22 protein-coding genes and 1 pseudogene are annotated in these 22,810 nt (G+C 35.7%); 14 read left to right on the forward strand and 9 right to left on the reverse strand.

The annotated features are described in order from the left end of the window. Positions 1-5 precede the first annotated feature (5 nt). Together AO843_RS15015 and AO843_RS15020 are read right to left on the reverse strand one after the other, a co-directional pair. A complete protein-coding gene (locus AO843_RS15015) occupies positions 6-1,073 on the reverse strand; it encodes a toxic anion resistance protein (RefSeq protein WP_054611905.1) in 1,068 nt (355 codons plus the stop codon). Beyond that, positions 1,070-1,720, reverse strand: coding sequence for a 5-bromo-4-chloroindolyl phosphate hydrolysis family protein (locus tag AO843_RS15020; RefSeq protein WP_054611906.1), 651 nt, complete (start codon positions 1,718-1,720; stop codon positions 1,070-1,072). Before AO843_RS15020 ends, AO843_RS15015 begins: the two co-directional genes overlap by 4 nt. Positions 1,721-2,550: 830 nt before the next feature. Between AO843_RS15020 and AO843_RS15025 the strand changes: the two genes are divergently transcribed. Further along, the gene (locus AO843_RS15025; RefSeq protein ID WP_054611907.1) at positions 2,551-3,051 is read left to right on the forward strand and encodes a DUF4275 family protein; all 501 of its coding nucleotides are present in this window, start codon (positions 2,551-2,553) and stop codon (positions 3,049-3,051) included. Positions 3,052-3,356: 305 nt separating this feature from the next. Here AO843_RS15025 and AO843_RS15030 read toward each other — a convergent pair whose 3' ends face one another. Both AO843_RS15030 and AO843_RS15035 read right to left on the reverse strand, forming a co-directional pair. Further along, positions 3,357-3,638: an acylphosphatase gene (locus AO843_RS15030; protein ID WP_025115385.1), complete on the reverse strand. Its 282-nt coding sequence runs from the start codon at positions 3,636-3,638 to the stop codon at positions 3,357-3,359. Positions 3,639-3,681: 43 nt separating this feature from the next. After that, positions 3,682-5,409 carry a methyl-accepting chemotaxis protein gene (locus AO843_RS15035; protein ID WP_054611908.1) on the reverse strand — a complete coding sequence of 576 codons (1,728 nt, stop codon included), beginning with the start codon at positions 5,407-5,409 and terminating at the stop codon, positions 3,682-3,684. Between the two features lie 87 nt (positions 5,410-5,496). Between AO843_RS15035 and AO843_RS15040 the strand changes: the two genes are divergently transcribed. From AO843_RS15040 to AO843_RS15055, 4 genes are all read left to right on the forward strand, one after another. Next, entirely contained in the window at positions 5,497-5,823 is a 327-nt protein-coding gene (locus tag AO843_RS15040) for a DUF1033 family protein (protein ID WP_231630162.1), read from the forward strand. Positions 5,824-6,040: 217 nt separating this feature from the next. Further along, entirely contained in the window at positions 6,041-6,241 is a 201-nt protein-coding gene (locus tag AO843_RS15045; RefSeq protein ID WP_004230088.1) for a cold-shock protein, read from the forward strand. 164 nt (positions 6,242-6,405) lie between these two features. Next, the gene (locus AO843_RS25390; RefSeq protein ID WP_255350379.1) at positions 6,406-6,534 is read left to right on the forward strand and encodes a hypothetical protein; all 129 of its coding nucleotides are present in this window, start codon (positions 6,406-6,408) and stop codon (positions 6,532-6,534) included. Beyond that, the gene (locus AO843_RS15055) at positions 6,521-7,012 is read left to right on the forward strand and encodes a YkvA family protein (protein WP_054611911.1); all 492 of its coding nucleotides are present in this window, start codon (positions 6,521-6,523) and stop codon (positions 7,010-7,012) included. The genes AO843_RS25390 and AO843_RS15055 overlap by 14 nt, the downstream gene beginning before the upstream one ends. Positions 7,013-7,055: 43 nt before the next feature. Here the strand turns inward: AO843_RS15055 and AO843_RS15060 are convergent, their stop codons facing one another. Both AO843_RS15060 and AO843_RS15065 read right to left on the reverse strand, forming a co-directional pair. Beyond that, entirely contained in the window at positions 7,056-7,880 is an 825-nt protein-coding gene (locus AO843_RS15060) for a S1C family serine protease (protein WP_054611912.1), read from the reverse strand. A gap of 58 nt (positions 7,881-7,938) precedes the next feature. After that, positions 7,939-8,547, reverse strand: coding sequence for a hypothetical protein (locus AO843_RS15065; protein ID WP_054611913.1), 609 nt, complete (start codon positions 8,545-8,547; stop codon positions 7,939-7,941). Positions 8,548-8,717: 170 nt separating this feature from the next. Between AO843_RS15065 and AO843_RS15070 the strand changes: the two genes are divergently transcribed. From AO843_RS15070 to AO843_RS15085, 4 genes are all read left to right on the forward strand, one after another. Continuing rightward, positions 8,718-9,188, forward strand: coding sequence for a DinB family protein (locus tag AO843_RS15070; RefSeq protein WP_054611914.1), 471 nt, complete (start codon positions 8,718-8,720; stop codon positions 9,186-9,188). 77 nt (positions 9,189-9,265) lie between these two features. Next, positions 9,266-9,823: a TetR/AcrR family transcriptional regulator gene (locus AO843_RS15075; RefSeq protein WP_054611915.1), complete on the forward strand. Its 558-nt coding sequence runs from the start codon at positions 9,266-9,268 to the stop codon at positions 9,821-9,823. Between the two features lie 19 nt (positions 9,824-9,842). Then, positions 9,843-11,081 carry a beta-ketoacyl-ACP synthase II gene (gene fabF / locus AO843_RS15080; protein ID WP_054611916.1) on the forward strand — a complete coding sequence of 413 codons (1,239 nt, stop codon included), beginning with the start codon at positions 9,843-9,845 and terminating at the stop codon, positions 11,079-11,081. Between the two features lie 186 nt (positions 11,082-11,267). Beyond that, positions 11,268-12,011, forward strand: a complete 744-nt coding sequence (locus tag AO843_RS15085; protein ID WP_054611917.1) for an amidohydrolase family protein — start codon at positions 11,268-11,270, stop codon at positions 12,009-12,011. A 157-nt stretch (positions 12,012-12,168) separates the two neighbouring features. Here the strand turns inward: AO843_RS15085 and AO843_RS15090 are convergent, their stop codons facing one another. The 3 genes and pseudogenes from AO843_RS15090 to AO843_RS15100 all read right to left on the reverse strand — a co-directional run. Next, positions 12,169-12,888, reverse strand: a complete 720-nt coding sequence (locus AO843_RS15090; protein WP_054611918.1) for a metallophosphoesterase family protein — start codon at positions 12,886-12,888, stop codon at positions 12,169-12,171. Between the two features lie 159 nt (positions 12,889-13,047). Next, positions 13,048-14,652, reverse strand: a complete 1,605-nt coding sequence (locus tag AO843_RS15095; RefSeq protein ID WP_054611919.1) for an ABC-F family ATP-binding cassette domain-containing protein — start codon at positions 14,650-14,652, stop codon at positions 13,048-13,050. Positions 14,653-14,748: 96 nt separating this feature from the next. Then, positions 14,749-14,958 (reverse strand): annotated as a pseudogene (locus AO843_RS15100) (tyrosine-type recombinase/integrase); the annotation flags it as partial. Positions 14,959-14,968: 10 nt separating this feature from the next. Between AO843_RS15100 and AO843_RS24580 the strand changes: the two are divergent. The 5 genes from AO843_RS24580 (at position 14,969) to AO843_RS15120 (ending at position 22,611) form a co-directional block, all read left to right on the forward strand. Beyond that, the gene (locus tag AO843_RS24580) at positions 14,969-15,118 is read left to right on the forward strand and encodes a hypothetical protein (protein ID WP_231630163.1); all 150 of its coding nucleotides are present in this window, start codon (positions 14,969-14,971) and stop codon (positions 15,116-15,118) included. Between the two features lie 274 nt (positions 15,119-15,392). Continuing rightward, a complete protein-coding gene (locus tag AO843_RS15105; RefSeq protein WP_054611921.1) occupies positions 15,393-18,449 on the forward strand; it encodes a hybrid sensor histidine kinase/response regulator in 3,057 nt (1,018 codons plus the stop codon). Continuing rightward, a complete protein-coding gene (locus tag AO843_RS15110; protein ID WP_054611922.1) occupies positions 18,449-19,561 on the forward strand; it encodes a response regulator in 1,113 nt (370 codons plus the stop codon). The genes AO843_RS15105 and AO843_RS15110 overlap by 1 nt, the downstream gene beginning before the upstream one ends. A gap of 405 nt (positions 19,562-19,966) precedes the next feature. Further along, entirely contained in the window at positions 19,967-20,485 is a 519-nt protein-coding gene (locus tag AO843_RS15115) for a GrpB family protein (protein ID WP_054611923.1), read from the forward strand. A gap of 329 nt (positions 20,486-20,814) precedes the next feature. Next, positions 20,815-22,611 (forward strand): M3 family oligoendopeptidase, encoded by a 1,797-nt coding sequence (locus AO843_RS15120; protein WP_054611924.1) that lies wholly within the window; start codon positions 20,815-20,817, stop codon positions 22,609-22,611. Positions 22,612-22,810 lie beyond the last annotated feature (199 nt).

Below are 22,810 nucleotides of genomic sequence, written 5' to 3' on the forward strand. Positions count from 1 at the left end.
TTTCGTTAATCCCTCAGATAGCCTCTCATATCTGTCTTATCTTGCAACTGTTGTTTTTCCTGTTCAGTCGCCGTATGTAGGGCGAAGACATCTTTAATGGCTGTTTGTAACTCATGTTGTGTTTCCTTAAATTTTGACACTTGCTGTTCAAATGAAGGACTTGAAAAACGATCATGTGTCTGTGATAATCGTTCCTCTAACTGTGCATAATGATGGTCCATATGCATGGAAAGCATCATCGCCAGTTGATTTTTCCATAAAGGAATCAGTGTCACAATGGAAAACTCTATTTTTTCAGCTAATGTTTGATTCGCTTGTTGTATCATGCGAATTTGGGGTGCCGTTTGCAGGGCTACTTGCTGAGATACTTGTAAATCATAAATGCGTTGATCTAGCCTTTCAATTTGTGCGGCGAAATCATTTAGCTGTTGTATAGCAAGTGGCTGCTTGTTTGCTTGGACACTTGTTATTTTTGTAGGAAGCTCAACCTCAATTGCTTGCTGTTTTTTCATTTGACCAGCTGCAATCGCAGTAGCTAATTCCTCAAAAAATCCCCGATTATGTGTATATAGTGCTTCTAAATTTTCTACATCCCTAATGAGTTGGAGCTGGGCACGTTCCAATTGAACGCCAATACGTTCCACATTAATACTAATACGCTCAAATTCTGTTAGCGTCTGTTTCACAGTAGGCTCTGTTTTACCAAAGATTTTTTTGAAAAAAGTTTGCTTTTTCGGCTCTAAAGCTGTCGGGTCTACTCGATCCAAGGTGTGCATTAAAGAATCTAGCATTTGGCCGATTTTTGTCACGTCTTTTTGCTTCACCTGAGCCAGCATCCGATCTGCAAACTGCGACAAGGAACGCTGTGAATCTTGACCTAGAGACAGCAATGATTCAAAATCAGTCAAATCAATTTGACTGGCATATAATAAGGCACGACTTTGCGCAAGAGGCGATAGCGTTTCATACGTCGCCATCGCCTCGTTTTGTGGGGTTGTTTCCAAATATGAATGTACTAATGGTGAAAGACCAGGAATGGTATTTAATTGGAACGCATGTTCATCTGCCGTCATTTATCATCGCCTCGCCAGTCCAATTGTTCTCTACGTCTAAGATTGGATCGATTTGCGAATTCAATCTCCATTTGTAGGTGGTCAATATCATTAGCAAGCGCATCCTTTAAATCAATTTGAATCGTATCATTTAAGTCCGTCAGGGTTTCACGCGTTTTTGATAACGTCAATTGAATTTCTTTATCCTTCACAGGTTGCTTTGAAAGCATTGTATATTTATCCGTTAATTCAACTGCAGAAGGTAAATGCGCATAGAAAAAGGGTTCAACATTATAAAACTTACGTGGATCTGTCTTCACAATTTTGACGATATTTTTTGAAATACGCGTCATTTCAAGTAGTTGTTTAAAAGCCGATACAGAACGTACACGTAAATAGTTTTGACTTAATGTTTGAATGTACTTATTAGCGGTTGATAATTGTGTTTCAATGTGTTTGAATTCTTCTTTTGTGATACCTGCTATTTGCATGACTTTCTTTTTTTGTCTATGTTTCAGCAACGTTGTACTCGTCGCATACGAACCAGCAAACAGTAAACCACCAAGGAAGAATCCAGGATTTGCTGCAATTGCTGTGATAGAAACAGTAGTTAGCGAAATAATGAAGCTAGCAGTATGTCTAGAAAAAAACTGTCCGACACTAAGCATTGTTTCTTCCTCCTTGCTTTTCAATATGTCTATCTTCTTATACGAATTAATCGACATAAAGTTTCAGTGAAAAATGAAACCTTACATAAATTTTACTGCGAATCGTTAATTTTCTCAATGATATTACCTAGAATAAGTAGGAATAAGTTGTACAAAGGCAAAGTCCTCTTCTTTCTGGGGAAAATTGTGAACATTATATGATATAGGTTCGGTCTTCAGATTGATACTTTTAGTGCTTTTTACTAGTTTAAATAGAAAAACTTATATTTATGGTTATGGGTGATTAGGTATCCTCAATGTCATTTTCGGCAGATGCTGTATGGTATCGTAAAAGTGGGGGAACGTAGAAATTCTTGGAGTGGTATTTGCCGATAAGAATTAGTTATCTTTCCTGGAACTTTCAACATCTAGTGGCCCAGGTACTCATAAATTAATACTACTCAAAATACAAACAATTGATCTGTAATAATGCAAATAAATTTTCCTATCGAGAGGTGTGGATCCCTGACGTAAAGAAGGTGTTCTGACAATATCAAGAGCCGTATTTGTACGAGCGTATAACAAGACTGTATTGCTTTCTAGTATAATTCAGCATTAAAGAAGAAACAGCAAATAGAGAGTGTCCAGTGCCTTTCTATAACTGGCTCATTGAGCGTGATAGTCATATGGAAAAAAAGTAGTAGACCCATATAGAATTGGCTGGATAGGTAAATGGAAATAGTTATCCAAATGAATTCACTTTGAGGTATTATTAAACTACCTAAGCAGGGTAGTTGAAGTTCGATTTTTACAAAAAAAACGGATTCTATAATTAATTATTGGAGGAAAAAATGATTAGAGATAAAATTGATAAAATCTTAGACTGTTTACCAGAGGAAGAATTAGAAAATGTTTATTGGTCCATCGTTTTTATCCAAGAAGATTATCTATATAAACAAAACTTACGTGAAAAAGGTGTAGTCATAGAAGTAGTAAATGAAGCAGAGAAAATTATTGATTTATGGGATAAGACATTCGCACAAAACATTAGTGAAGGGTTAAAAGAAGAAATATATTATGAACAGTTTAAATGGCATATTTTCAGTTATGAGAAACAAAAATGCTTGGAAAGGGAAGTTGCCAGAAAAGCATTTGATACATTATCTAATGAAGAATTTTATGTAATGTATCAAGGTTCACCAATTCTATTTCTTTATACAAATGCTAATAAAGTGATATCAAGGGATTTTGATACTCAACAAGATATCTATGTATTTGATAAAAACTTTACTTGGACATATGTTCATACACATGAATCAATGTGTGGTCCATATTTTTATAAGATAAATTGAAAGGATGATTCACAGTGGTGGGGACAAATTTTGGAGTTACTAATGACTAACGAAGGCTTTAATTAAATAAACTAGAAATACGAACATGGGGGTTCTTCTTTTGTATTCAATTAGATTTAAAAATTCGTTACAGGTGTTTTTTGTATGGAAGTCAAAATAAATAGGACTGAGCAATTATCCTCAATCCTATTTAAACGTGACCCTGCAACGGCATTTTAGATAAACCGTATTCATTCTGTAATTAAAAGTGCCGAAAAGCTTGATAAACCTTGGCATTACAGCACTACATAAAGAGAGGAGCCAGACTAAACAATGTCTGACTCCATTCGTACGTATCCTTTTAAATCATCATACAATTCTAGCGAAAACGAATTGGAATCGGCTTGAGGGCTGACGCCTTTTTGGACAAAAAGAAGGAATTCATTAAGCGCTTTTTCGGCTCCTTCTACTTCCACCTCAATTTGCTCGGCCGCATTCAATCGGCAGTAACCTTTTAGCCCTAATTCAATGGCCTTTTGTTTAATAAAGAATCGGTAGCCTGTCCCGTAGACATCACCAAAAAATTTAATACTTGCTCGTTTGTTCAAAGAAATACCTCCTACCATTAGAGAGAGGAAAATGCCTCTCCATTTATTGCATCACACGTTCCTTTTCTAAATAGGCAATTAAGTTATTAATATAATAAAGAACTTGAGTAGACGCTTCATCTACTTTTTTAAGGTGGATATCGGCTTGTGCGATATCGCCTGCCTTAAAAGCTTCCGCAGCATGCTTCGCTGATTCATGGACACGTGAATGATAATTGTCTAATTCATGATAATCCTGTAAATGGCCGAAACGTTCTACTGTTCGAGAAGCTGTATACCATTTACCAAGTCGACAGTCTTTATGCGAAGAGACATCACTTGGTTCAACATGTTCGAGGCCGAGGAACATGTTATAAATGCGCCACTTCCATAAAATATGATCTGCTTTAGACAGTTGTAAAAGGGCAATGGATGAAAGCTGCACATTATTATTAGCAATAATATCATTACGGAATCGATTGATTTCTTTTCCTAATAAATGAATATCACTTGATGTATTATGACTATAATCACGAATATCTTCTTGCAAGCTAGATATTTCAATCATTCTAACGGACACTTCATCAATAGCAGCTGCCTGTTGCTGTGAAATCGCTGCTGTATTTGTCACATCCAAGTTAATACCTTCAATCGCATGTACAATCGCATTTAATAATGGTAACGATTCTTTTGCCTCGACCGTTGCTTCTTTAATAATCGTTGTTGTTTCCGTAATAGAGTCTGAAACGTCATTGGAATAGCTCTTTAAATGATGGACATTCGTAGAGACTTCGCTTAAAGCAGAGACCGTGTTTTCTGCGAGCTTTCGTACTTCTTGTGCTACGACGGCAAAACCTTTGCCATGTTCACCAGCTCTTGCTGCTTCAATGGAGGCATTAAGTGCCAGTAAATTCGTCTGGTCGGCAATTTGGTTGATTAAAGTTACAACTTGTTCAATATCATTTACCCGTTTTTGCAATTCTGAAAAGGATTCTACAATGGAAGTAAATGTTTCTTCAGTTTTAAAGATTTCTGATAACGCATGTTCAATGGCATTTTTTCCTTGTGTTGCATGGTCAACAGATTCAGTCGTTTTCTCGGATATCTGAGAGGACATGCGGGCTACTTCATTTATAGAAGCGGCAATCTCCTCGGTCGCAGCAGTGGAGGACTGAATCTCCTCATTTTGCTTATCTAAACTAAATACTAAATCTTTCATGTACATGATTTTGGCATTGACATCCATTAAGGATGATACTTCACCTACAACATTCTCAATGATGCGCTCAGTCAATACTTCCACTAGTAACTCCTGATCGACATTGACAGCAGATTGGAATGATTTCATATACTGAAAGGCTTTATTGGGCTTCATCCCAAAGTTATGTAGAATATAAGTAGTAATATAGAAGGCAAATTGATTGAAGACCACAATTAATTTACCAGGCTCATATTGATGCTTCCGAAATAAATTAAAAAACTTGACGGTTTCATCCACATAATCGTCATCACGTGTTGCTAGGAAAAATTGTGTTAAGTATTGATTAATATTTTCTTCACTAATGGTTAATTGAGAGGTAGGGGATATCTCACTTAAATAATGATGAAAAATGGCATTCATGGAAGGAGTAATTTCTTTGAGCTTATGATAGAGCGTTTTTAAATGCTCTTCATCCTGTGAATTGAAATGATTAAATGCCAATGTTTGATGGAATCGGCCTGTTGCATGTAAATCTGTACCACGTTTTAGTAGTTCTTCCAGCTCAGCTTTAGGTCGAATGCTTGAAAACATATAATAACCTCCAAAAAGTATGTATAATAAGGTAATAATAGCATAATTCAGGTGGTTTTAATAGACATTTCAGGTGTGTTTGCTAAAATGAAGATATCTTATGACAGCAAGGAATGGGCAAATATGTATACAATTATTTACATGAAAGCGGATTATGAGCCTTGGTGGAAATTTGAGGGCTGGAAAGCTTTTATTCAAACACAAGATACATTTGAAGTGAAAGAACAGTTTGATAGTGCTTTACAGGAAAAATTAGCACACTTTCGTTTAACATATGATAATGAGGCGGTAAAAGAAGGGCAGTATTGGGCTTTTTGGTCAGAGGATGAAAGTTTCTACTGTGAGGCTTGTGATGATGATGCACAAGTATATCATGGAATAATAGCTTGTAAAATGGAAGAGGATGTAAAATAATTTTGAAATTAAGTAAAAAACATTTTTTCTTTATTTGACAAAATTATGAATCGCAGTTATACTTAAGTTAACAATTTAATTGCTTCACCGGATACATGAATTCACATATTACAAAAAGTGATCGCGTTAGTTCGGTACTCTTTGTAATATGTGAATTTTTTTCAATCGCTGAAGAAATTACATATTGTTCACTTTTATTTTTTGGAGGTTTTCTTAAATGAAACAAGGTACAGTAAAATGGTTTAACTCAGAAAAAGGTTTTGGATTCATCGAAGTTGAAGGTGAAAACGACGTATTCGTACACTTCTCAGCTATCCAAGGCGAAGGTTTCAAAACTCTTGACGAAGGTCAAAAAGTGGAATTCGAAGTTGTAGATGGCAACCGCGGACCACAAGCTGCTAACGTAACTAAACTTTAATTCTCAGAAATTAAAATTACTTTCGTTAAAAACCCAGACATCCTATGCAAATAGGATGTCTTTTTTTGTATCATTACAATGTTTTAGGATTATAAATCTTGAATTTGGATAAATATAAAGTAGTGGCGGATAGCGCGGCGAAAGTGGCGGATAGAATCCGCAAAGTGACGGATAGCGCGGCGAAAGTGGCGGATAGATTCCGCAAAGTGACGGATAGCGCGGCAAAAGTGGCGGATAGCCCCACCAAAATAGCAGATGGACGCATCATACTGGAGGTAGATGGACTTGGATAATCTAGAAAAATTACCGGATAATCAGGAGCAGCAAGATTTTTATCAGAAGTTACGTACAAAATTAGTAGGATTTCTTGGATCAAAGAAGGGCAAAAACAATAAGTTTACACCGTATTTAATGTTTGTACCTGATTTATTTCATCTGTTAGTTAAAACGTTAACAGACACAGGTGTAGATAAGAAAAGTCGTGCATTAATTGGTGCTTCGATCGCGTATTTTGTGTTTCCGATGGATCTGATGCCAGAGGGGATATTAGGGTTTGGCGGTTATTTAGATGATATTGTTCTAGCCACTTTTGTGGTGAATACGATTATCAATAAATTAGGGCCGGAAGTGGTGGAAAAGCATTGGACAGGAGATGACAAGCTTTTACATGTATTACAGAAGGTTGCTGAGGTTAGTGATGAGGTTGTCAGTAAAGTACCTGTGAAATCAGCCATTGCACAGTTTGTGAAGCATGAAAGTAAGGGAAAATAATATTATTATGTAAACCCAAAAAATGAACCTGCTTATCGCAGGTTCATTTTTTGGTTGACTGTTCTAAAATCTGATGCAGTTGTTGGACAGGGACAAATAGGCCAACTCGTCCTATAGGTTCATATTTCATCGTTGCGAAGATAATACCAATGACTTCACCTTGTTGATCAATAACAGGGCTTCCACTATTACCGCGGTAAACCGGTGCTTTCAGCATCACAACGGGGACTTGCCAATCATCTAATTGAACGGATTCAAGTAATGTTCCCTCATTGGCTATCCCTGTAAAGGCAAGAGGGTTACCAATAAAATGGATATGCTCTTTAGAAGGAAAGGTAGGATCATCTGCAAGAGGAAGATAAGGGAGCTGATCTGCTTGTACTTGCAATAAGGCTAAATCCACATCTGGATAACTTTCAATTAATGTAGCTTCCATTAATCCTTCATCAGGAAATACAACGGATAATGTCGTTGCATGTTCTACCACATGGGCATTGGTGACAATGAGGCCATCGGGTGAAATGGCGAAACCAGTTCCTTTGCTGGAACCTGTCGAGATTTCAACGACAGCTTTTTTATAGGTTTGTATATCCTCTTGTGCCGATAACTTTGTCGACACTTTAAGAAATTCGATAGCTGGAATCGAATAAATTTGAAAAATGAGCGCAAATGTATTGAAAAACAGTACCAATGCCATACTCCAGACAATCCAGCGTACAAATGGCTTGGACTTTCTTGGTTTTTTACCATGAAGACGTTCTTCCTGCTCTTGTGCCAATGCTTTTTGCTGTTCAGCTAACACGAGTTCAATAAATTCTTCTTCTGTTAATTCTTCCTGCTCGGTTACAGACTTATGTATATCACTCATAGGATGCCTCCTTTGCTAAAATAACAGACGCCCAAGCAGGACGCCTGTTATCAACATACTATTCTATTTTTTGCAGGGTTGAAGTTACAATAAATGGATGCTCTTGATCGGTCTCCATTGTATCTTCCGTTCTGATTAGTCCAATGCCCTGTACAAAATATTTGGTCGTTGTGAATTTATCTTCAGTGCGGGTAAGTTGGATGACATTTGAATAGACTGTTTTTCCTGTATCGACAGTGGCAGTTATTGACTGGATGGTCCATCCTTGAAAACTTGTCCCTACTTGTAATGGTTGTTGCAGTATTGTTTCCAGTACAGGGTAAGCAGCCACCTCTGTGGGATTTGGCAAGCTTGGATTACTGTCGACTGGTTCACGATAAACAAGGTCAATCTTTGAATCTGTAATGCGATAGATTTTTAATAGTGTCACACCACCATTATCTTCTACCTGAGCGATATGTTGTGGATCAAGATAGGTGGTATGTAGGGTAAAGCTGGCAAACTCATTTCCTTCTCCGTGAAAATAAGCGATAGAGCCATCAGGTGGGAAAAAGGAGAGTAGTGATGTTGGATCTTGTACAATCGGGTGCACAGGGTCATCTTTCATTTCTTCACTACAGCCTGCGAATAAAAATGCAAGAGCAAGTACGAGGACATAATGTCTCATAGGTACACTCCTTCGCTATTTTCTATTATTATACGTGAATGTTGAGCATTATACGAATCATAACAGAAAGTATTAAAATAATAATATTATGTAAACTAGAAACAGAAACTTGTAACAAGCAAAAAAATTAATTATGATAGAAATGAAGTTAAAAAATGGGGGGCATAGATATGTATAGACAAGCAGATGATTTTTTACAGGAATGGTCAATTGCTGCACAAGGCACACTGAAAGTATTACAGGCAATAACAGATGACAAGCTAGAACAAAGTATCGTGGAGGGTCACAGTACACTTGGCTGGTTAGGCTGGCATTTAGTTGGAGCAGCAGGATATTTTAGTTATCTAGCAGGCTTAAAGGTACCAATGGTTCGTCAAGAAGATCCTGTACCAACAACAGCGACAGAAATTGTACAAGCTTATGAAAATGTTGTAAATGGTATAAAAGAGGAAGCAGCAAAGCTTTCAAATGAAGACTTACTAGAAGTAGTCAATGGCTTTACAGGTCCAATGCCAAAAGGCGCTTTATTGCGTGCATTAATCGATCATCAAACACATCATCGCGGACAAATGACGGTTCTACTGCGTCAAGCAGGTCTACCAGTACCTGGTGTTATGGGACCAACAAAAGAAATGAAATAGACTTCAGGCAGCAGATAAACAACTTATCTGCTGCATTTTTATTTGACACTTACCTACTAGTAAGTTAGTATATAGCCATGACAAATAGAAAATCACAAATTATTGAATTAACATTGAAGAATATTCAAGAAAAAGGTTTCACATCATTTAGTTATGACCATTTAGCGAAAGAACTTGGCGTAACAAAGGCGAGTATTCATTATCATTTTGAAAAGAAGGAAGACTTAGGAGTTGCTGTATGCGAAAGAATTCAAAAAGGATTAGGGGATGTTTATATATTAACGAAAGAATCAGCAATAGCAGCTGAGGAAAAACCTTTCGCCTTTATTTTACAGCGCATAAAATTTTTAGAGCAAAATGGCGTTTGCCCTATTTCTGCATTACAGGCTGACTATCAAGAATTGTCACAAGCCATGCAAGAAAAAATTCAACAGCTCAGTCAAATGGAAGTGGATGTCCTTGTAGATTTACTACAGGATGCAAAACAACATGGCTCACTTAAGTCTACAGAGGATTTAGAGGCACTGGCCATCCTGCTCATTTCAAGTACGAAAGGTGCCTTGCAATACAAACGTGTTTTAGGAGAAGATTTCTTTCATAAAATGCTGGAGCAATTAAAGGAACTATTAAAGTAAACGAAAAGGAGATAAATACATGGTACGTAGAGTAGTTGTTACAGGATATGGTGTCATCTCACCACTTGGTCAAACAGTATCAGCCCTGTGGGAGAACATTAAAGCAGGAAAGTCAGGCATTAAAAAGATCCAAGCGGAGGAATTCAGTGGCATTCAAACACAAATTGCTGGTTCCATCACTGACTTCGATGCCACTCAGTATATGGATAAAAAAGAATTAACTAAGTATGATCTTTTTGTTCAATATGCACTTGCTGCTTCTCAGCAGGCTTTGGAGCAAGCAAACTTAAATATGGAACAAGTTGATAAGGAGCGACTAGGTGTTTATATTGGCTCGGGTATTGGGGGAATTGAAACGATTTTAGCGAATCATCAAGCCATGCTCAATAACGGACCAAGAAAGGTTTCGCCGTTTATGGTACCGATGATGATTAGCAATATGGCCGCAGGGATAATAGCGATTAAAACAGGCTTTAAAGGGCCAAGCTTTTCACCAGTTTCCGCATGTGCAACTGGTAATCAAGCGATAGGTGAAGCGTTTTTAAATATACGCCATGGCTATGCAGATGGGATTTTAGCAGGTGGAGCTGAGGCGCCGATCAATCCACTTAGCTTTGCAGGATTTTCACGTATGAAGGCGATGTCTACTAGAAATGATGTGCCAGAACAAGCTAGCCGACCATTCGACAGTCAGCGTGATGGCTTCGTGATGTCGGAGGGAGCAGGCGTCGTGTTCTTAGAGGAATATGAGCATGCCAAAAAAAGAGGCGCAACGATTCTTGGAGAGATCGTAGGCTATGGGGTCACGACTGATGCTTTTCATATTACAGCGCCTGATTATACTGGAGCCGCTAATGCCATGAAACTGGCCTTAAACATGGGGGACATTGATGTAACGGCTGTTGATTATATCAATGCACATGGTACAAGCACACCAGAGGGAGATAAATCGGAAACAAAGGCCATCAAAAGTGTATTCGGTGAACATGCTTATCAATTAAAAGTAAGCTCTACTAAGTCAATGACAGGTCATCTCTTTGGAGCAGCTGGCGGCATAGAAGCCATTATTACATTAAAAAGTATTATGGAGAACATTGTTCCGCCAACAATTAATTACGAAACACCAGATCCAGAATGTGATTTGAATTATGTACCGAACAAGGCTATCCATCAAACCATTAACATTGCTTTGTCAAATGGCTTTGGCTTTGGTGGTCATAATGCTGTGCTTGCTTTTAAAAAGTTTGAGGAAGAATGATTGTATAACAAATAGACTAGACGGTATGAAATTCTAATTTCATACCGTTTTTTATTTCCTTTACTCAATTAGCCACACAAAGCAAAAAAACAACTGATAAGTTTTACTTATGTGATTGCGCAAAAAAACATTATTTTCTCTTATGCAATATGTGTGATAAGTTAAGAATAGAAGGGTGGATGGATGATGAGAATTTTTGACGCACATTTTCATATTATTGATTTTGATTTTCCGATTATCGAAAATCAGGGATATATACCGCCTAGTTACGTGGTGGAGGATTATCAAAAAGAAACGGCTAATTTCAATATAAAGGGGGGCGCAATTGTATCTGGGTCTTTTCAAGGATTTGACCAGAATTACTTACTGAAAGCTTTGAAAAAACTGGGTCCAGCATTTTGTGGGGTGACGCAATTACCTTATACTGTGACAGATGATGAAATACTTCATTTACATAACAATGGGGCTAGAGCATTACGCTTTAATATTCAACGAGGTGGTTCAGAAGATTTGTCGAAGCTCGATAGCTTTGCAAGAAGAGTGTATGATTTGGTGGGCTGGCATAGTGAACTCTATATAGATGCCAAGCATTTACCTGAGATTACTTCGACTATTGAAGCATTACCTGCCATTTCAATTGATCATTTAGGGTTATCAGAGGAAGGCCTGCCACATTTGTTAAAGCTAGTTGAAAAAGGGGTACATGTGAAAGCTACAGGTTTCGGTCGTGTAGAACTGGATGTGAAAAATGCTTTACAATCCATCTATAACGTCAATCCAGATGCATTAATGTTCGGAACAGATTTGCCATCGACACGAGCAAAACGTCCTTTTGAATATGCCGATATTGAAACCATTCAACAGCTCTTTGATGAACAGGCGGCTGATAAAATTCTCTATAAGAATGCTCAGCAGTGGTATAGAGTTTAGTCAAAAATGTATAGCTACAAATAGAAAGAATCCATTTTGGAAAATTGATTGAACAAAATGGATTCTATTTATATTCGTGCAGTCGCAGATATCCAAAAGATTGATATATACGTTACGCCATTATCGCATCGTACCCGTATGTTGAATCATAATGGTTCTAAGCATTCCGATAATTTCCAAACATAATTTCATCATAATATTTGTCTAATTGGGGCAAGTCTAACTCTTTTGCCATCATCAGTTCTGCTTCTCTGTCATAATCTACTCTAATAAATTGAATAGCATTGTTTGACTGTGTTCCGTCTAGGATCGCATAGGAAGCTGAAGTTAAGTCAAGTGAATTTCCGACACTTCCAACGTTACATAGAATTCCTTGTTTATATGTATGTAAAAAAGTTGTATGGATATCGCCATAGAACACAATATCAGGAAGTTTATTGTGATAAATGGAATGGGTCATGTCACTATGCTCAAACATAGATAAACGCTTTTCAAGTGGATGACTGGGTAAAATACGTTCAAATTCACTTCTTGGAGAAGCATGGAAGAACCTTATTAACTGTCCATTTAATTCAAGATCGATATGAAATGGTAACGAACTGAGATACTGATAATCTTCCACTGTTAATCGATCTTTGTACCATTGTATAAAATCATTATCAGTAGGTGATTGAATAAATACGTCCCAATTTCCTCGAACTACTCGTTCGCAGTTCTTTTGAATGAGTTCGATACATTCTGATCCTTGAGGTCCTTTGCCGATTATATCACCTAAACAAAAAATTCTTTCAATCTTTCTTAATTGAATATCTTTAAACACGGCTTCTAATGCTGTTTTATTCCCATGGATATCTGATATAATCGCAATTTTCGTCATGATATTTCCTCCTCATAAATTCAATTTATTGTCCTATTATATAATTCTATAAAATTCCTATTTATCCTTTTATAACTAAATAGAAGCCCTGATTTTTGTATTTAACTAAACAAAAAAAATCCTCTACCCAAACATTCGGTAGAGGACTTTTTATAGAAATTAGCTTAAACCTTCGCGATCTTTCCACTCTAAAAATTCATCATATGTTAATTGCTTATCTAAAATTGAGCCGTCTTCACGGATTTCGATCACACGGTTAGCAATTGTTTGAATGAACTGATGGTCATGAGATGTGAAAATCATTGCCCCTTTGAAACGAATTAAGCCTTCGTTCAATGCTTGAATCGATTCAAGGTCAAGGTGGTTCGTTGGTTCATCTAGTAAAATCACATTCGCTGTCGCAAGCATCATTTTGGATAACATACAACGTACTTTTTCTCCCCCTGATAAAACAGAAGGTGATTTTTTCACTTCTTCACCAGAGAACAGCATGCGTCCTAAGAAACCACGTAGGAAGCTTTCTGTTTCATCATCAGGAGAATATTGGCGTAACCATTCTACTAATGACTTTTCTGATCCTTCGAAGTATTTATCATGATCGTTTTCGAAATAGCTTTGAGAAGTGGTTACACCCCATTTAAATGTACCAGCATCCGCTTCTTTATCTTCCATTAAAATATCAAGAAGCGCAGTTTTAGCAAGTGGGCTACCAAGTAAAACGATTTTATCTTCTTTGTTCATCGAGAAACGAATATCTTTGAATAGTGATTCGCCTTCATGATTTACAGTTAGACCTTCAACTGTTAATACATCATTCCCGATGTCACGACCAATTTGGAAGTTGATGAATGGATATTTACGGCTTGATGGTTTAATGTCATCTAGCTCGATTTTATCCAGCATTTTTTTACGAGATGTCGCTTGCTTTGATTTAGAAGCATTCGCAGAGAATCGTGCGATAAACGCTTGTAATTCTTTAATTTTTTCTTCTTTTTTAGAATTTTGGTCTTGAGCCATTTTTTGAGCTAATTGAGAAGATTCATACCAGAAATCATAGTTACCCACATATAATTGGATTTTAGAGAAGTCCAAATCAGCAATATGTGTACATACTTTGTTTAAGAAGTGACGGTCATGGGATACAACAATGACTGTGTTTTCAAAGTTAATTAAGAATTCTTCTAACCATTGTATCGCTTTTAAGTCAAGGTGGTTGGTAGGCTCATCGAGTAACAGTACATCCGGCTGACCAAATAGGGCCTGCGAAAGTAATACTTTCACTTTATCAGAACCTTCAAGATCACCCATTAGCATGTAGTGAAGGTCATCTGAGATACCTAAACCGTTTAATAATGTTGCTGCTTCTGATTCAGCTTCCCAACCGTTTAGTTCTGCAAATTCACCTTCTAGTTCAGCGGCACGCATACCATCCTCATCTGAGAAATCTTCCTTTGCATAGATAGCATCTTTTTCTGTTTTCACATCATAGAGGCGTTTATTCCCCATAATTACAGTGTCGAGCACTGTATGCTCATCGTATTCAAAATGGTTTTGTTTTAGGACGGATAAACGTTCGTCCTTGCCCATTGATACGTTCCCTTCCTGTGCTTCAATTTCACCAGAAAGAATTTTTAAGAATGTTGATTTACCAGCACCGTTTGCGCCAATTAAACCGTAACAGTTACCTGGTGTGAATTTTATATTTACGTCTTCAAATAGTTTACGATCGCCATAGCGAAGACCTACATTACTAACTTGAATCATGCAAGTTCCTCCTTTTTTCACAATGGCTCTAGTATATCATGAAATATGTTCCATAGTCTATAAACATTATGACAGCAAGGTTTATTGACAATTGTTTTAATGAACAGCCCCAGTTCTTGCCGCAGCTACCTGTAAACTGTTACTGAATAAAGATACGGATTCCGTTTCCATTTCTTTTAAAACATGTCCATATACTTTATAAATCATATCAGGTGTATTCCCCAGTCTTTCAGAAATTACTTTCACATTCATTCCTTGATTTAATAAGATGGTGCAATGTGTGTGACGTAATCCGTGCAAAGTAATGATGAACCGTATGTTCGAACGTGGTCCATTAAACGGTGTTGCAACGCCAAGCTTCCCAGATGTGAAAGCAACGCACTGGGCATTTAAAGAGATTGAAGAAGCAGCGAAAAATCATTCGTATTATATAAATGAAGACAGTACAGAGCAGTTATCTAAATAAACAACAAGCAGGCTACGGATTTCCTTAGCCTGCTTGCATATTTAAAAAGAGTAGAGTGATAATAATAGCTTAAAATCAGTGATAGTAATCCACACTAGACGATGCATTTACAATATGGTTTGTTCAGAATTTGTTTAATAGACCTATGATAGGATGCGTAAAGGGACCGATATTAGAAATACAGGTAAAAGTCATATTGCATAATGGATTTAATTCTAACAAACTGATAGTTTGATGTTATACATAATTGTGTTCAAGTAGGGGAGGCGTGATAGTGAAAAAAAATATTAGCATTACTGTGACCATTATCATGCTATTTATTATCGTATTTTTTGTTGGCAATGAAGATTATTTTGGAAGTAGTAGTCAGCGGATTGCGCAGAATGGGATAGTTATGATAGAAGAACAAGAATTACAAGAAAATACTATTTTAAAATTAGATGGAGAATGGTCGTTCTATCCAAATATCTTAATATCGTCAAGTGAATCATTTGACGCATATGCGAGCAAGAAAATACCAATTGAGGTGCCGGCTACTTGGAATAGTTTTGTAGAACCAAATGAGGAAGGGCTTACTGTAGGAACATATCATGTGAAGATAAATGTACCGATTGAAGGGGAATATGGATTGTACATTCGTTCAATTCGCCAATCTAACCGTGTTTTCATAAACGGAGAAGATGTAGGTAGTATGGGAAATCCGAGTGAAACCTTAAAGGACTTTAAGTTCGAAAATGATGATAAATATATGGTGTTTGCAAATAGTGAGAATCAAATGCTTGATATCGTAATTCATGTCGGAAATTATAATTATCCAAAAGCTGGTATTACTTTTCCTATTGAGTTTGGAACAAAGGAAGCTATTCAAAGAGATTTTAGCATGAAAATTTTAGCAGATTCGTTTGTATGTATTGGCTATATTGTATTCGGTGCGATTTATATTATATCGTATAGTCAAAATCGGAAGCGTAAAGAAGAATTGTTTTTAGGGTTATTCACTATATTATTCGGACTGTACATGTCATTTACTAATGAAAAAATATTTTTCCTTATTTTTACATCTATAACTATAAATGAACAAGTGCGTTTACAATTAGGGATTTTACCACTTGTCGATGCTTGTTTAGCATTTTTTCTCTATTATTTGTATCCGGAGTTTATGAGGAAAAAAGCAATTTATATTATTAGTATTTTGTTAGGTTTACTTTTTTTTATCTATGGTATTTATAACCCAATTACAAAAAATAGTATGATTATACCAATAGAAAATCTAGTTCTTTCACAAGTAATCTTTGCAGTAATTTTTATTCCTGTTGGGCTTTATAATGTGTTTGTGCTATTACGTGTGCTTATGAAAGGTGTAGAAGGTTCACGTTATATTCTAATTCTTTTAGTATCTCTTACTTGTTATACTTTTTTAATGGTAATGTATTACATTTTTGATATACCTATAGTTTATAGTGAACAATTATTGTTTATTTTTACACTATATAGCTTTGCATCTCTGCTTAGTTTCCGAGCAAATACATCTTTTAAGAAAGTTCAAGCGTTATCGGAAGAGCTATTGATGCATAATCAAATGAAGGATGAGTTTTTATTGAAAACGTCTCATGAATTACGTACGCCTTTAAATGGTATTTTAAATATATCCAAATCGTTAATGGAAGGTGTACAAGGACCTTTAAAGCGTGAGCAACAAGAAAATGTCATTTTAATACATAATGTCGCGCAACGTTTAGGTTATTTAGTAGAGGATTTATTGATTTCTTCGAATCATATGACCGGAGAAGTTCGTGTCATCCCACGTGTTGTTCCGATAAGCGTAATTGATGAAGTAATTGAGGAAATTCGTAGTTTAATGTCGAGTGATACATCCATAAGATTAATGAGTGCAGTAGATTCTAATTTACCCCATATGTATACAGATGAATTACGATTGAAACAAGTGCTTTATAATTTACTCTATAATGCTCTGCAACATACAAAACATGGAGAAATTACAGTCTTAGCTAGTGTACGTAATGATTATATGGAAATACAAGTAAGCGATACTGGAATTGGTATACCATCACAAGACTTAGATCGAATTTTTAATTCCTTTTATCAAGTAAAGAAAGGTAAAAATAGAGGGGGACTTGGGTTAGGATTAAGTATCTCAAAAAATATAGTAGAACAGTTAAATGGGGAAATTCATGTAACAAGTACATTAGGTGTTGGAACAATTTTTACTTTTACGGTGCCACTTGCCACACTCGAAAAACTAGATATTGAAACACAACAACAGATGGGCAATCGAGCAGAAAATACTTTACTACAGCTAGATTTACCATTATTGCATAAAGGTAATGACAAAACCATACTCATTGTTGATGATGATCATGTGAATATAAAAGTACTAGTGGACGCATTAATTCAAAAAGGCTATACCGTTATTGGGGTGGATAATGGGTTTGATGCGATGGATTATATAAAGAAACATAAAGTAGATTGCATGTTAGTCGACTTAATGATGAATGATATGTCAGGCTATGAATTATGCAAACAAGTACGAAAGCAATACGATATGTTGGAATTACCGATTATTGTTTTAACAGCAATTATGCAGCATTCAGATTTAGTGTTATCTTTACAAGTTGGGGCAAATGATTATATGCCAAAACCGATTGCGATGGATGAATTACTAGTGCGTATTCAATCATTACTAGCAGTTCGACAATCTTCCATTGATGCGATTGAGGATGAAATGAATTATTTATATGCGCAAGTAACTCCTCATTTTGTCTACAATACACTTAATACTATTATCGGCTTAAGCTATACAGATATAGAAAATACACGAGAGGCGTTATACAGTTTAGCAACCTATTTCCGTGCCAAGCTGAATGTCCATTATCGTAACAGCATGGTTTCTATAGAAGATGAAATAGACCTTGTAAAAGCATATCTCTATATTGAAAAAATGCGCTTTGGTGATCGTCTTACAGTTGCGTATGATATTGATGAGTCCATTCATTCTTGGGTTCCGGCATTATCAATTCAGCCTATAGTTGAAAATGCAGTTTTTCACGGGATTTCGAAGAAAAAAGAAGGTGGTACTATTGAGGTGAGTGTGCAACGAGAAGGTCAATTTATACGTATTAAAATTTATGATAATGGGGTCGGTATCTCAGAAGAAAAATTGCAACGATTAGTAAATGAAGAAAACTCACGTATTGGATTTAAGAATCCGTTGAAAAAATTTAAGCTTATTAGAAATGCCAGTTTGCGTATATATAGTGAAGAAGGTAAAGGCACTACTGTTATTATTCTATTACCAGAAGGTGATGCTTAATGAATATAGTCATAATTGATGATGAAAAAATGGCAATAGATGTGTTAAGAATTATGCTAGAAAAGCTTACACAATTTACGATTTGCATTAAAGGTACGTATACAAATGTAAGGGATGCATTTGCTCTTTTTGAAAAAGAACGAGTAGATGTCGTTTTTTTAGATATGGAGATGATTGACGTTCATGGGTTGCAAGTTGCCAAAAAGTTACTAGTTAAATATCCAAGTATGCAAATTATTTTTGTGACAGCCCATGCGAAGTTTGCTGTAGATGCTTTTGACATAGAAGCAACAGATTATTTATTAAAGCCAGTTCGAGAAAACCGTTTATTGAAGGCGGTGACAAAAGCACAGCAAGTATTTAGTCTACGGCAAGAAATGCAATCTAAACAAAAAGAATTACATATGTACGCACATACTTTTGGTAGCTTTCGTCTATTAGATGTCCAACAGCAAATTGTGAAATGGCGTACAAGAAAAGTAAAGGAATTGTTTTTATATTTATGGTTTAATCGGAATAAGCCGCTATTAAATACTGTAATTATGGAAGAATTATGGCCAGAAGCAGAGCTAGAGAAAGCTGGGGCTAATTTACATACATCCATCTATCTATTACGCAAAATTTTGAAGCAAAATGGTAGTGAAAATCCGATTCTATTAGTAAATAATCACTATCAATTAAATATCGAAATTGACAGTGATTATGAGGAACTAGTACAGTTGTTAGAAAGAGAGCATTATGATGAACAAGCAATTCAACAATTATTAAATTGCTATAAAGATGATTTTTTAGCGGCGGAAGAATATCATTGGGCGATTCAAATACAACTTCGCTTAAAACAAAGTGTATTACATTTATTAGAAATGTATATCGCCCATACGAATGAAATTAATCCATTACTAAAACTAGATTGCCTACAAAAAATGCTAGAGCTCGATGAATATAATGAGCAATACATGTTTTTGCTCTTGCAATTTTTAATCGAGAAAAATAAAAAACAAGATTGTACACAATGTTTTGATATGATCCAGCAAAAGTTACAGGAAGAGTTAGGCGTGCCTGTGCCAGATAATATCAAGAGTATTTATGCAGAATACATGATACGCGTATAGTAAGTACGCTAATCTTTGCTTTCATCCTAAATGCTCACTTTTTCACTTTGTTAAAATAGAACTGAAAAATAAGGTAAAGATGAATTAATTATAAATATTTGTATATGCAAAAAAAGTTATTTTTTTACAGGGATGCAGCTGCTAAATGTAGTTTCTTGTGTAGATTTGAAATAAAGTCGTGAAGCTTATAAAAAGATTTGATTAAAAATCCTGTGTTGATATGCAGGATTTTTTCTTGTTCCACAAACGGGCCATTTAATTGAATAACACTTCTAAATTTAGAATGGGATTTTATGTTAATATTGATGTGAGTTTGTGAAACAATGTACTTAAGCTAACGGCGCAGTTTAGTGAAAGAAGGAATCACCAAAATAAAATCAAATTTTAAGTTAATGAGGGGTGCCGATGAGAAAAGCTGAAATACGTCCTTGGACAGAGGATTGGGTAACACAATTTTATAAAGAAGAAATTATACTTAAAGATATTTTTAAAGATGAATTGCTTGGAATTCATCATATAGGGAGTACATCTATACCGACAATTGGTTTTGCTAAACCAATTGTAGACATCTTAGTTATTGTGAATGATATTGAGAAAGTTGATTTATACAACGAAAAAATGTCTTCAATAGGGTATGACCCTAGAGGTGAAAATGGCATACCAGGTAGAAGGTATTTTCCGAAGAATAAGGAAAGAAGAACCCACCACGTACATATCTATCAAGAGGGAAATGAAAATATTAGGATACATCTAGATTTCAAGGAATACTTAATTAATAATCCAGAGGACGCAAGAAGTTACGGGGATTTAAAAATAAAATTAGCAAAACAGTTTCCAAATGATATTCATAAGTATCAAGAAGGTAAAGAATTTTTTGTTAACGAATTAGTAAAAAAAGCTATAAACTGGAGTTTAATGGTGTAGCGCCGATTTTGCGCTACATGGATGGCTAACGGGGGGCTTTAGTTCAATAACGAACTTCAACAATCGGGCGCTTTTCTGAATAAGGAAAGCGTCTTTCTTCATGGAAAGGGCCATTTAATGGAATAAGACTATCAAACAAAACCGGATATTCACTTGAGATTGTGAAGGAATGCACTTAAACTAACGAGCAGAATAGTTAAACAAGAGACATTGATCTTACACAAATCAATGTCTCTTGTTATTGTAGGGATTTTTCACCCTCTGAAATATGTTATGATAAGAATACACGTTCGTTTTTGGTGGGATATACATAATAGGGGAGGTAACTAATGGAGAAAATAAGCTATCCAAAAGTGTGGAATCTAGATAAGGTTTTTATGGGGGGAAGCAAATCAATTCAATTTTTAGATCATATCAATCGATTAGAAGCTCTTGTACATGAACTAGAAGGTAGTGTTAAATCATTTATTACTCCACTTTCAACAAATGAATTAATTAAAGTGGTCCATTTAGTAAAAAACATCGGAAACATTCGCTCGTACTTATCGCAAGCTAATTCGTTTATCACTTGTCTCCTTGCAGAAAATCCAAAGGATCAAGATGCTGCGATTTCACGAGGAAAAGTTGCTCAAAAAGAATCCCGTTTTGAAAAAGAATTATCGAAAGTAAAGAAGATATTAACAAATACAAAGGAAGATGTTTGGGAAAGCATACTAGAAACCGAAGAATTACAAGAATATAGATTTATTCTAAACGAATGGCGTGAAAATGCAGATAAGAATTTGTCAGAAGAGGAGCTAAATTTAATTTCTGATTTAATGGTTGATGGGTACCATGCTTGGGGACATTTCTATAATAATCTAGTAAGTAGTATTAAATTAAATATTCAAATTGATGGAAAAGAAGAAAATCTATCAGTTGGACAAGCCATTAACTTGCGGTCGCACCATATTGAAGAAGTGCGTAAGGAAGCTCATTATGTATTAGAATCTACATGGAAAGAGAAAGAAGAATTATTTAGTAAAATAATAAATCACATTGCTGGCTTTCGTATACAAGTGAATAACAAACGCGGGATAAAAAGTGTAATAGAAGATCCTTTGAAAAAGAACAGAATGAAGGAAGAAACGCTGAATACGATGTGGACAGTGATCAGTAAATATAAACAACCTTTCTCGAATTACTTGAAGCGAAAAGCTGAAATGATAGGTGGATCTAGTATGAAGGCTTATAACTTTTGGGCCCCCATTACAAAAAGTAATCAAGAGATAAAATTCGAGGAAGCTGCTACACTTATTACGGAACATTTTAGTCAGTTTGGAACCGAATTAGAAGGCTTCGTTAGGCAAGCTTTCTATGAAGGTTGGATAGAAGCCGAAGATCGTCCAAATAAGTCCGCTATTCCATTTTGTGCTGGTTTTCCACTAACAGGTGAATCAAGAGTTTTTATGACATTTAGCGGTACTTTTTTAAATGTGTTAACTCTTGTTCATGAACTGGGGCATGCTTTCCATAATCATGCCATGAAGTCTGTTAATGGGTTGAATAAACGTTATCCGTTAAGTATTGCTGAAACTGCTTCAACCTTCTCCGAAATGATTATTTTTGATGCGGCTATGAAAAAGGCAAATACAAAAGAAGAAAAATTATTTATACTGGATGAAAAATTAAAACGTAGTGTAATGAACTTTATGAATATTCATTCGAGATTCTTATTTGAGCAGAGATTTTACAAGGAACGTAATGAAGGTATTGTTTCAGCCGATCGACTAAATCAGTTAATGGAAGAATCAATAAATGAGGCGTATGATGGTTCCCTAGAACAACCTTCAATTTATTCTTGGGTTTGGACACCACACTACTATATTACTCAATCGCCTTTTTATAATTTCCCATATACTTTTGGGTATTTATTTGCATTGGGCATTTATGCAAAGGCAAAAGAAAAAGGAAAAAATTTTGAGAAAGATTATTTGAACTTACTTCGTGATTCAGGAAGTATGACTGTGGAAGATTTAGTTATGAAACATTTAGGAGAAGATATTACTTCAGAGGAATTCTGGGAAAAAGGAATGGAATTATGCGTGAAAGATGCGGAAGAATTCATTAAATTAACTTCTTCTTAAATTGTTGGATGATATTGAACGCTATGCTTGCCCATTGTTATGATAAGGCCCTTAACATCTTAATGTTTGAGTAATTCTTCTTCAACAAACGGGCGCATTTCGGTACTGCACCCCAAAAGTTAGAGTGAGAAAATAACATTTGGGGTGATTTTTTATGACTAAATATAATGAAGAATTTAAATTAATGGTGGTTCAAGAA

The sequence above is a fragment of the Lysinibacillus sp. ZYM-1 genome, assembly GCF_001308875.1.
Lineage (GTDB): Bacteria > Bacillota > Bacilli > Bacillales_A > Planococcaceae > Lysinibacillus.

What these genes read in the sequence shown, in the direction of transcription:
- AO843_RS15015 (WP_054611905.1), bottom strand. Translation starts at nt 1,073, where the DNA reads ATGACGGCAGATGAACATGCGTTCCAATTAAATACCATTCCTGGTCTT.
- AO843_RS15065 (WP_054611913.1), bottom strand. Translation starts at nt 8,547, where the DNA reads ATGAGACATTATGTCCTCGTACTTGCTCTTGCATTTTTATTCGCAGGC.
- AO843_RS15115 (WP_054611923.1), top strand. Translation starts at nt 19,967, where the DNA reads ATGAGAAAAGCTGAAATACGTCCTTGGACAGAGGATTGGGTAACACAA.
- AO843_RS15025 (WP_054611907.1), top strand. Translation starts at nt 2,551, where the DNA reads ATGATTAGAGATAAAATTGATAAAATCTTAGACTGTTTACCAGAGGAA.
- AO843_RS15075 (WP_054611915.1), top strand. Translation starts at nt 9,266, where the DNA reads ATGACAAATAGAAAATCACAAATTATTGAATTAACATTGAAGAATATT.
- AO843_RS15085 (WP_054611917.1), top strand. Translation starts at nt 11,268, where the DNA reads ATGAGAATTTTTGACGCACATTTTCATATTATTGATTTTGATTTTCCG.
- AO843_RS15095 (WP_054611919.1), bottom strand. Translation starts at nt 14,652, where the DNA reads ATGATTCAAGTTAGTAATGTAGGTCTTCGCTATGGCGATCGTAAACTA.
- fabF (WP_054611916.1), top strand. Translation starts at nt 9,843, where the DNA reads ATGGTACGTAGAGTAGTTGTTACAGGATATGGTGTCATCTCACCACTT.
- AO843_RS15110 (WP_054611922.1), top strand. Translation starts at nt 18,449, where the DNA reads ATGAATATAGTCATAATTGATGATGAAAAAATGGCAATAGATGTGTTA.
- AO843_RS15060 (WP_054611912.1), bottom strand. Translation starts at nt 7,880, where the DNA reads ATGAGTGATATACATAAGTCTGTAACCGAGCAGGAAGAATTAACAGAA.
- AO843_RS15040 (WP_231630162.1), top strand. Translation starts at nt 5,497, where the DNA reads ATGAAGATATCTTATGACAGCAAGGAATGGGCAAATATGTATACAATT.
- AO843_RS15020 (WP_054611906.1), bottom strand. Translation starts at nt 1,720, where the DNA reads ATGCTTAGTGTCGGACAGTTTTTTTCTAGACATACTGCTAGCTTCATT.
- AO843_RS15035 (WP_054611908.1), bottom strand. Translation starts at nt 5,409, where the DNA reads ATGTTTTCAAGCATTCGACCTAAAGCTGAGCTGGAAGAACTACTAAAA.
- AO843_RS15090 (WP_054611918.1), bottom strand. Translation starts at nt 12,888, where the DNA reads ATGACGAAAATTGCGATTATATCAGATATCCATGGGAATAAAACAGCA.
- AO843_RS15070 (WP_054611914.1), top strand. Translation starts at nt 8,718, where the DNA reads ATGTATAGACAAGCAGATGATTTTTTACAGGAATGGTCAATTGCTGCA.
- AO843_RS15045 (WP_004230088.1), top strand. Translation starts at nt 6,041, where the DNA reads ATGAAACAAGGTACAGTAAAATGGTTTAACTCAGAAAAAGGTTTTGGA.
- AO843_RS15120 (WP_054611924.1), top strand. Translation starts at nt 20,815, where the DNA reads ATGGAGAAAATAAGCTATCCAAAAGTGTGGAATCTAGATAAGGTTTTT.
- AO843_RS24580 (WP_231630163.1), top strand. Translation starts at nt 14,969, where the DNA reads ATGTTCGAACGTGGTCCATTAAACGGTGTTGCAACGCCAAGCTTCCCA.
- AO843_RS15055 (WP_054611911.1), top strand. Translation starts at nt 6,521, where the DNA reads ATGGACTTGGATAATCTAGAAAAATTACCGGATAATCAGGAGCAGCAA.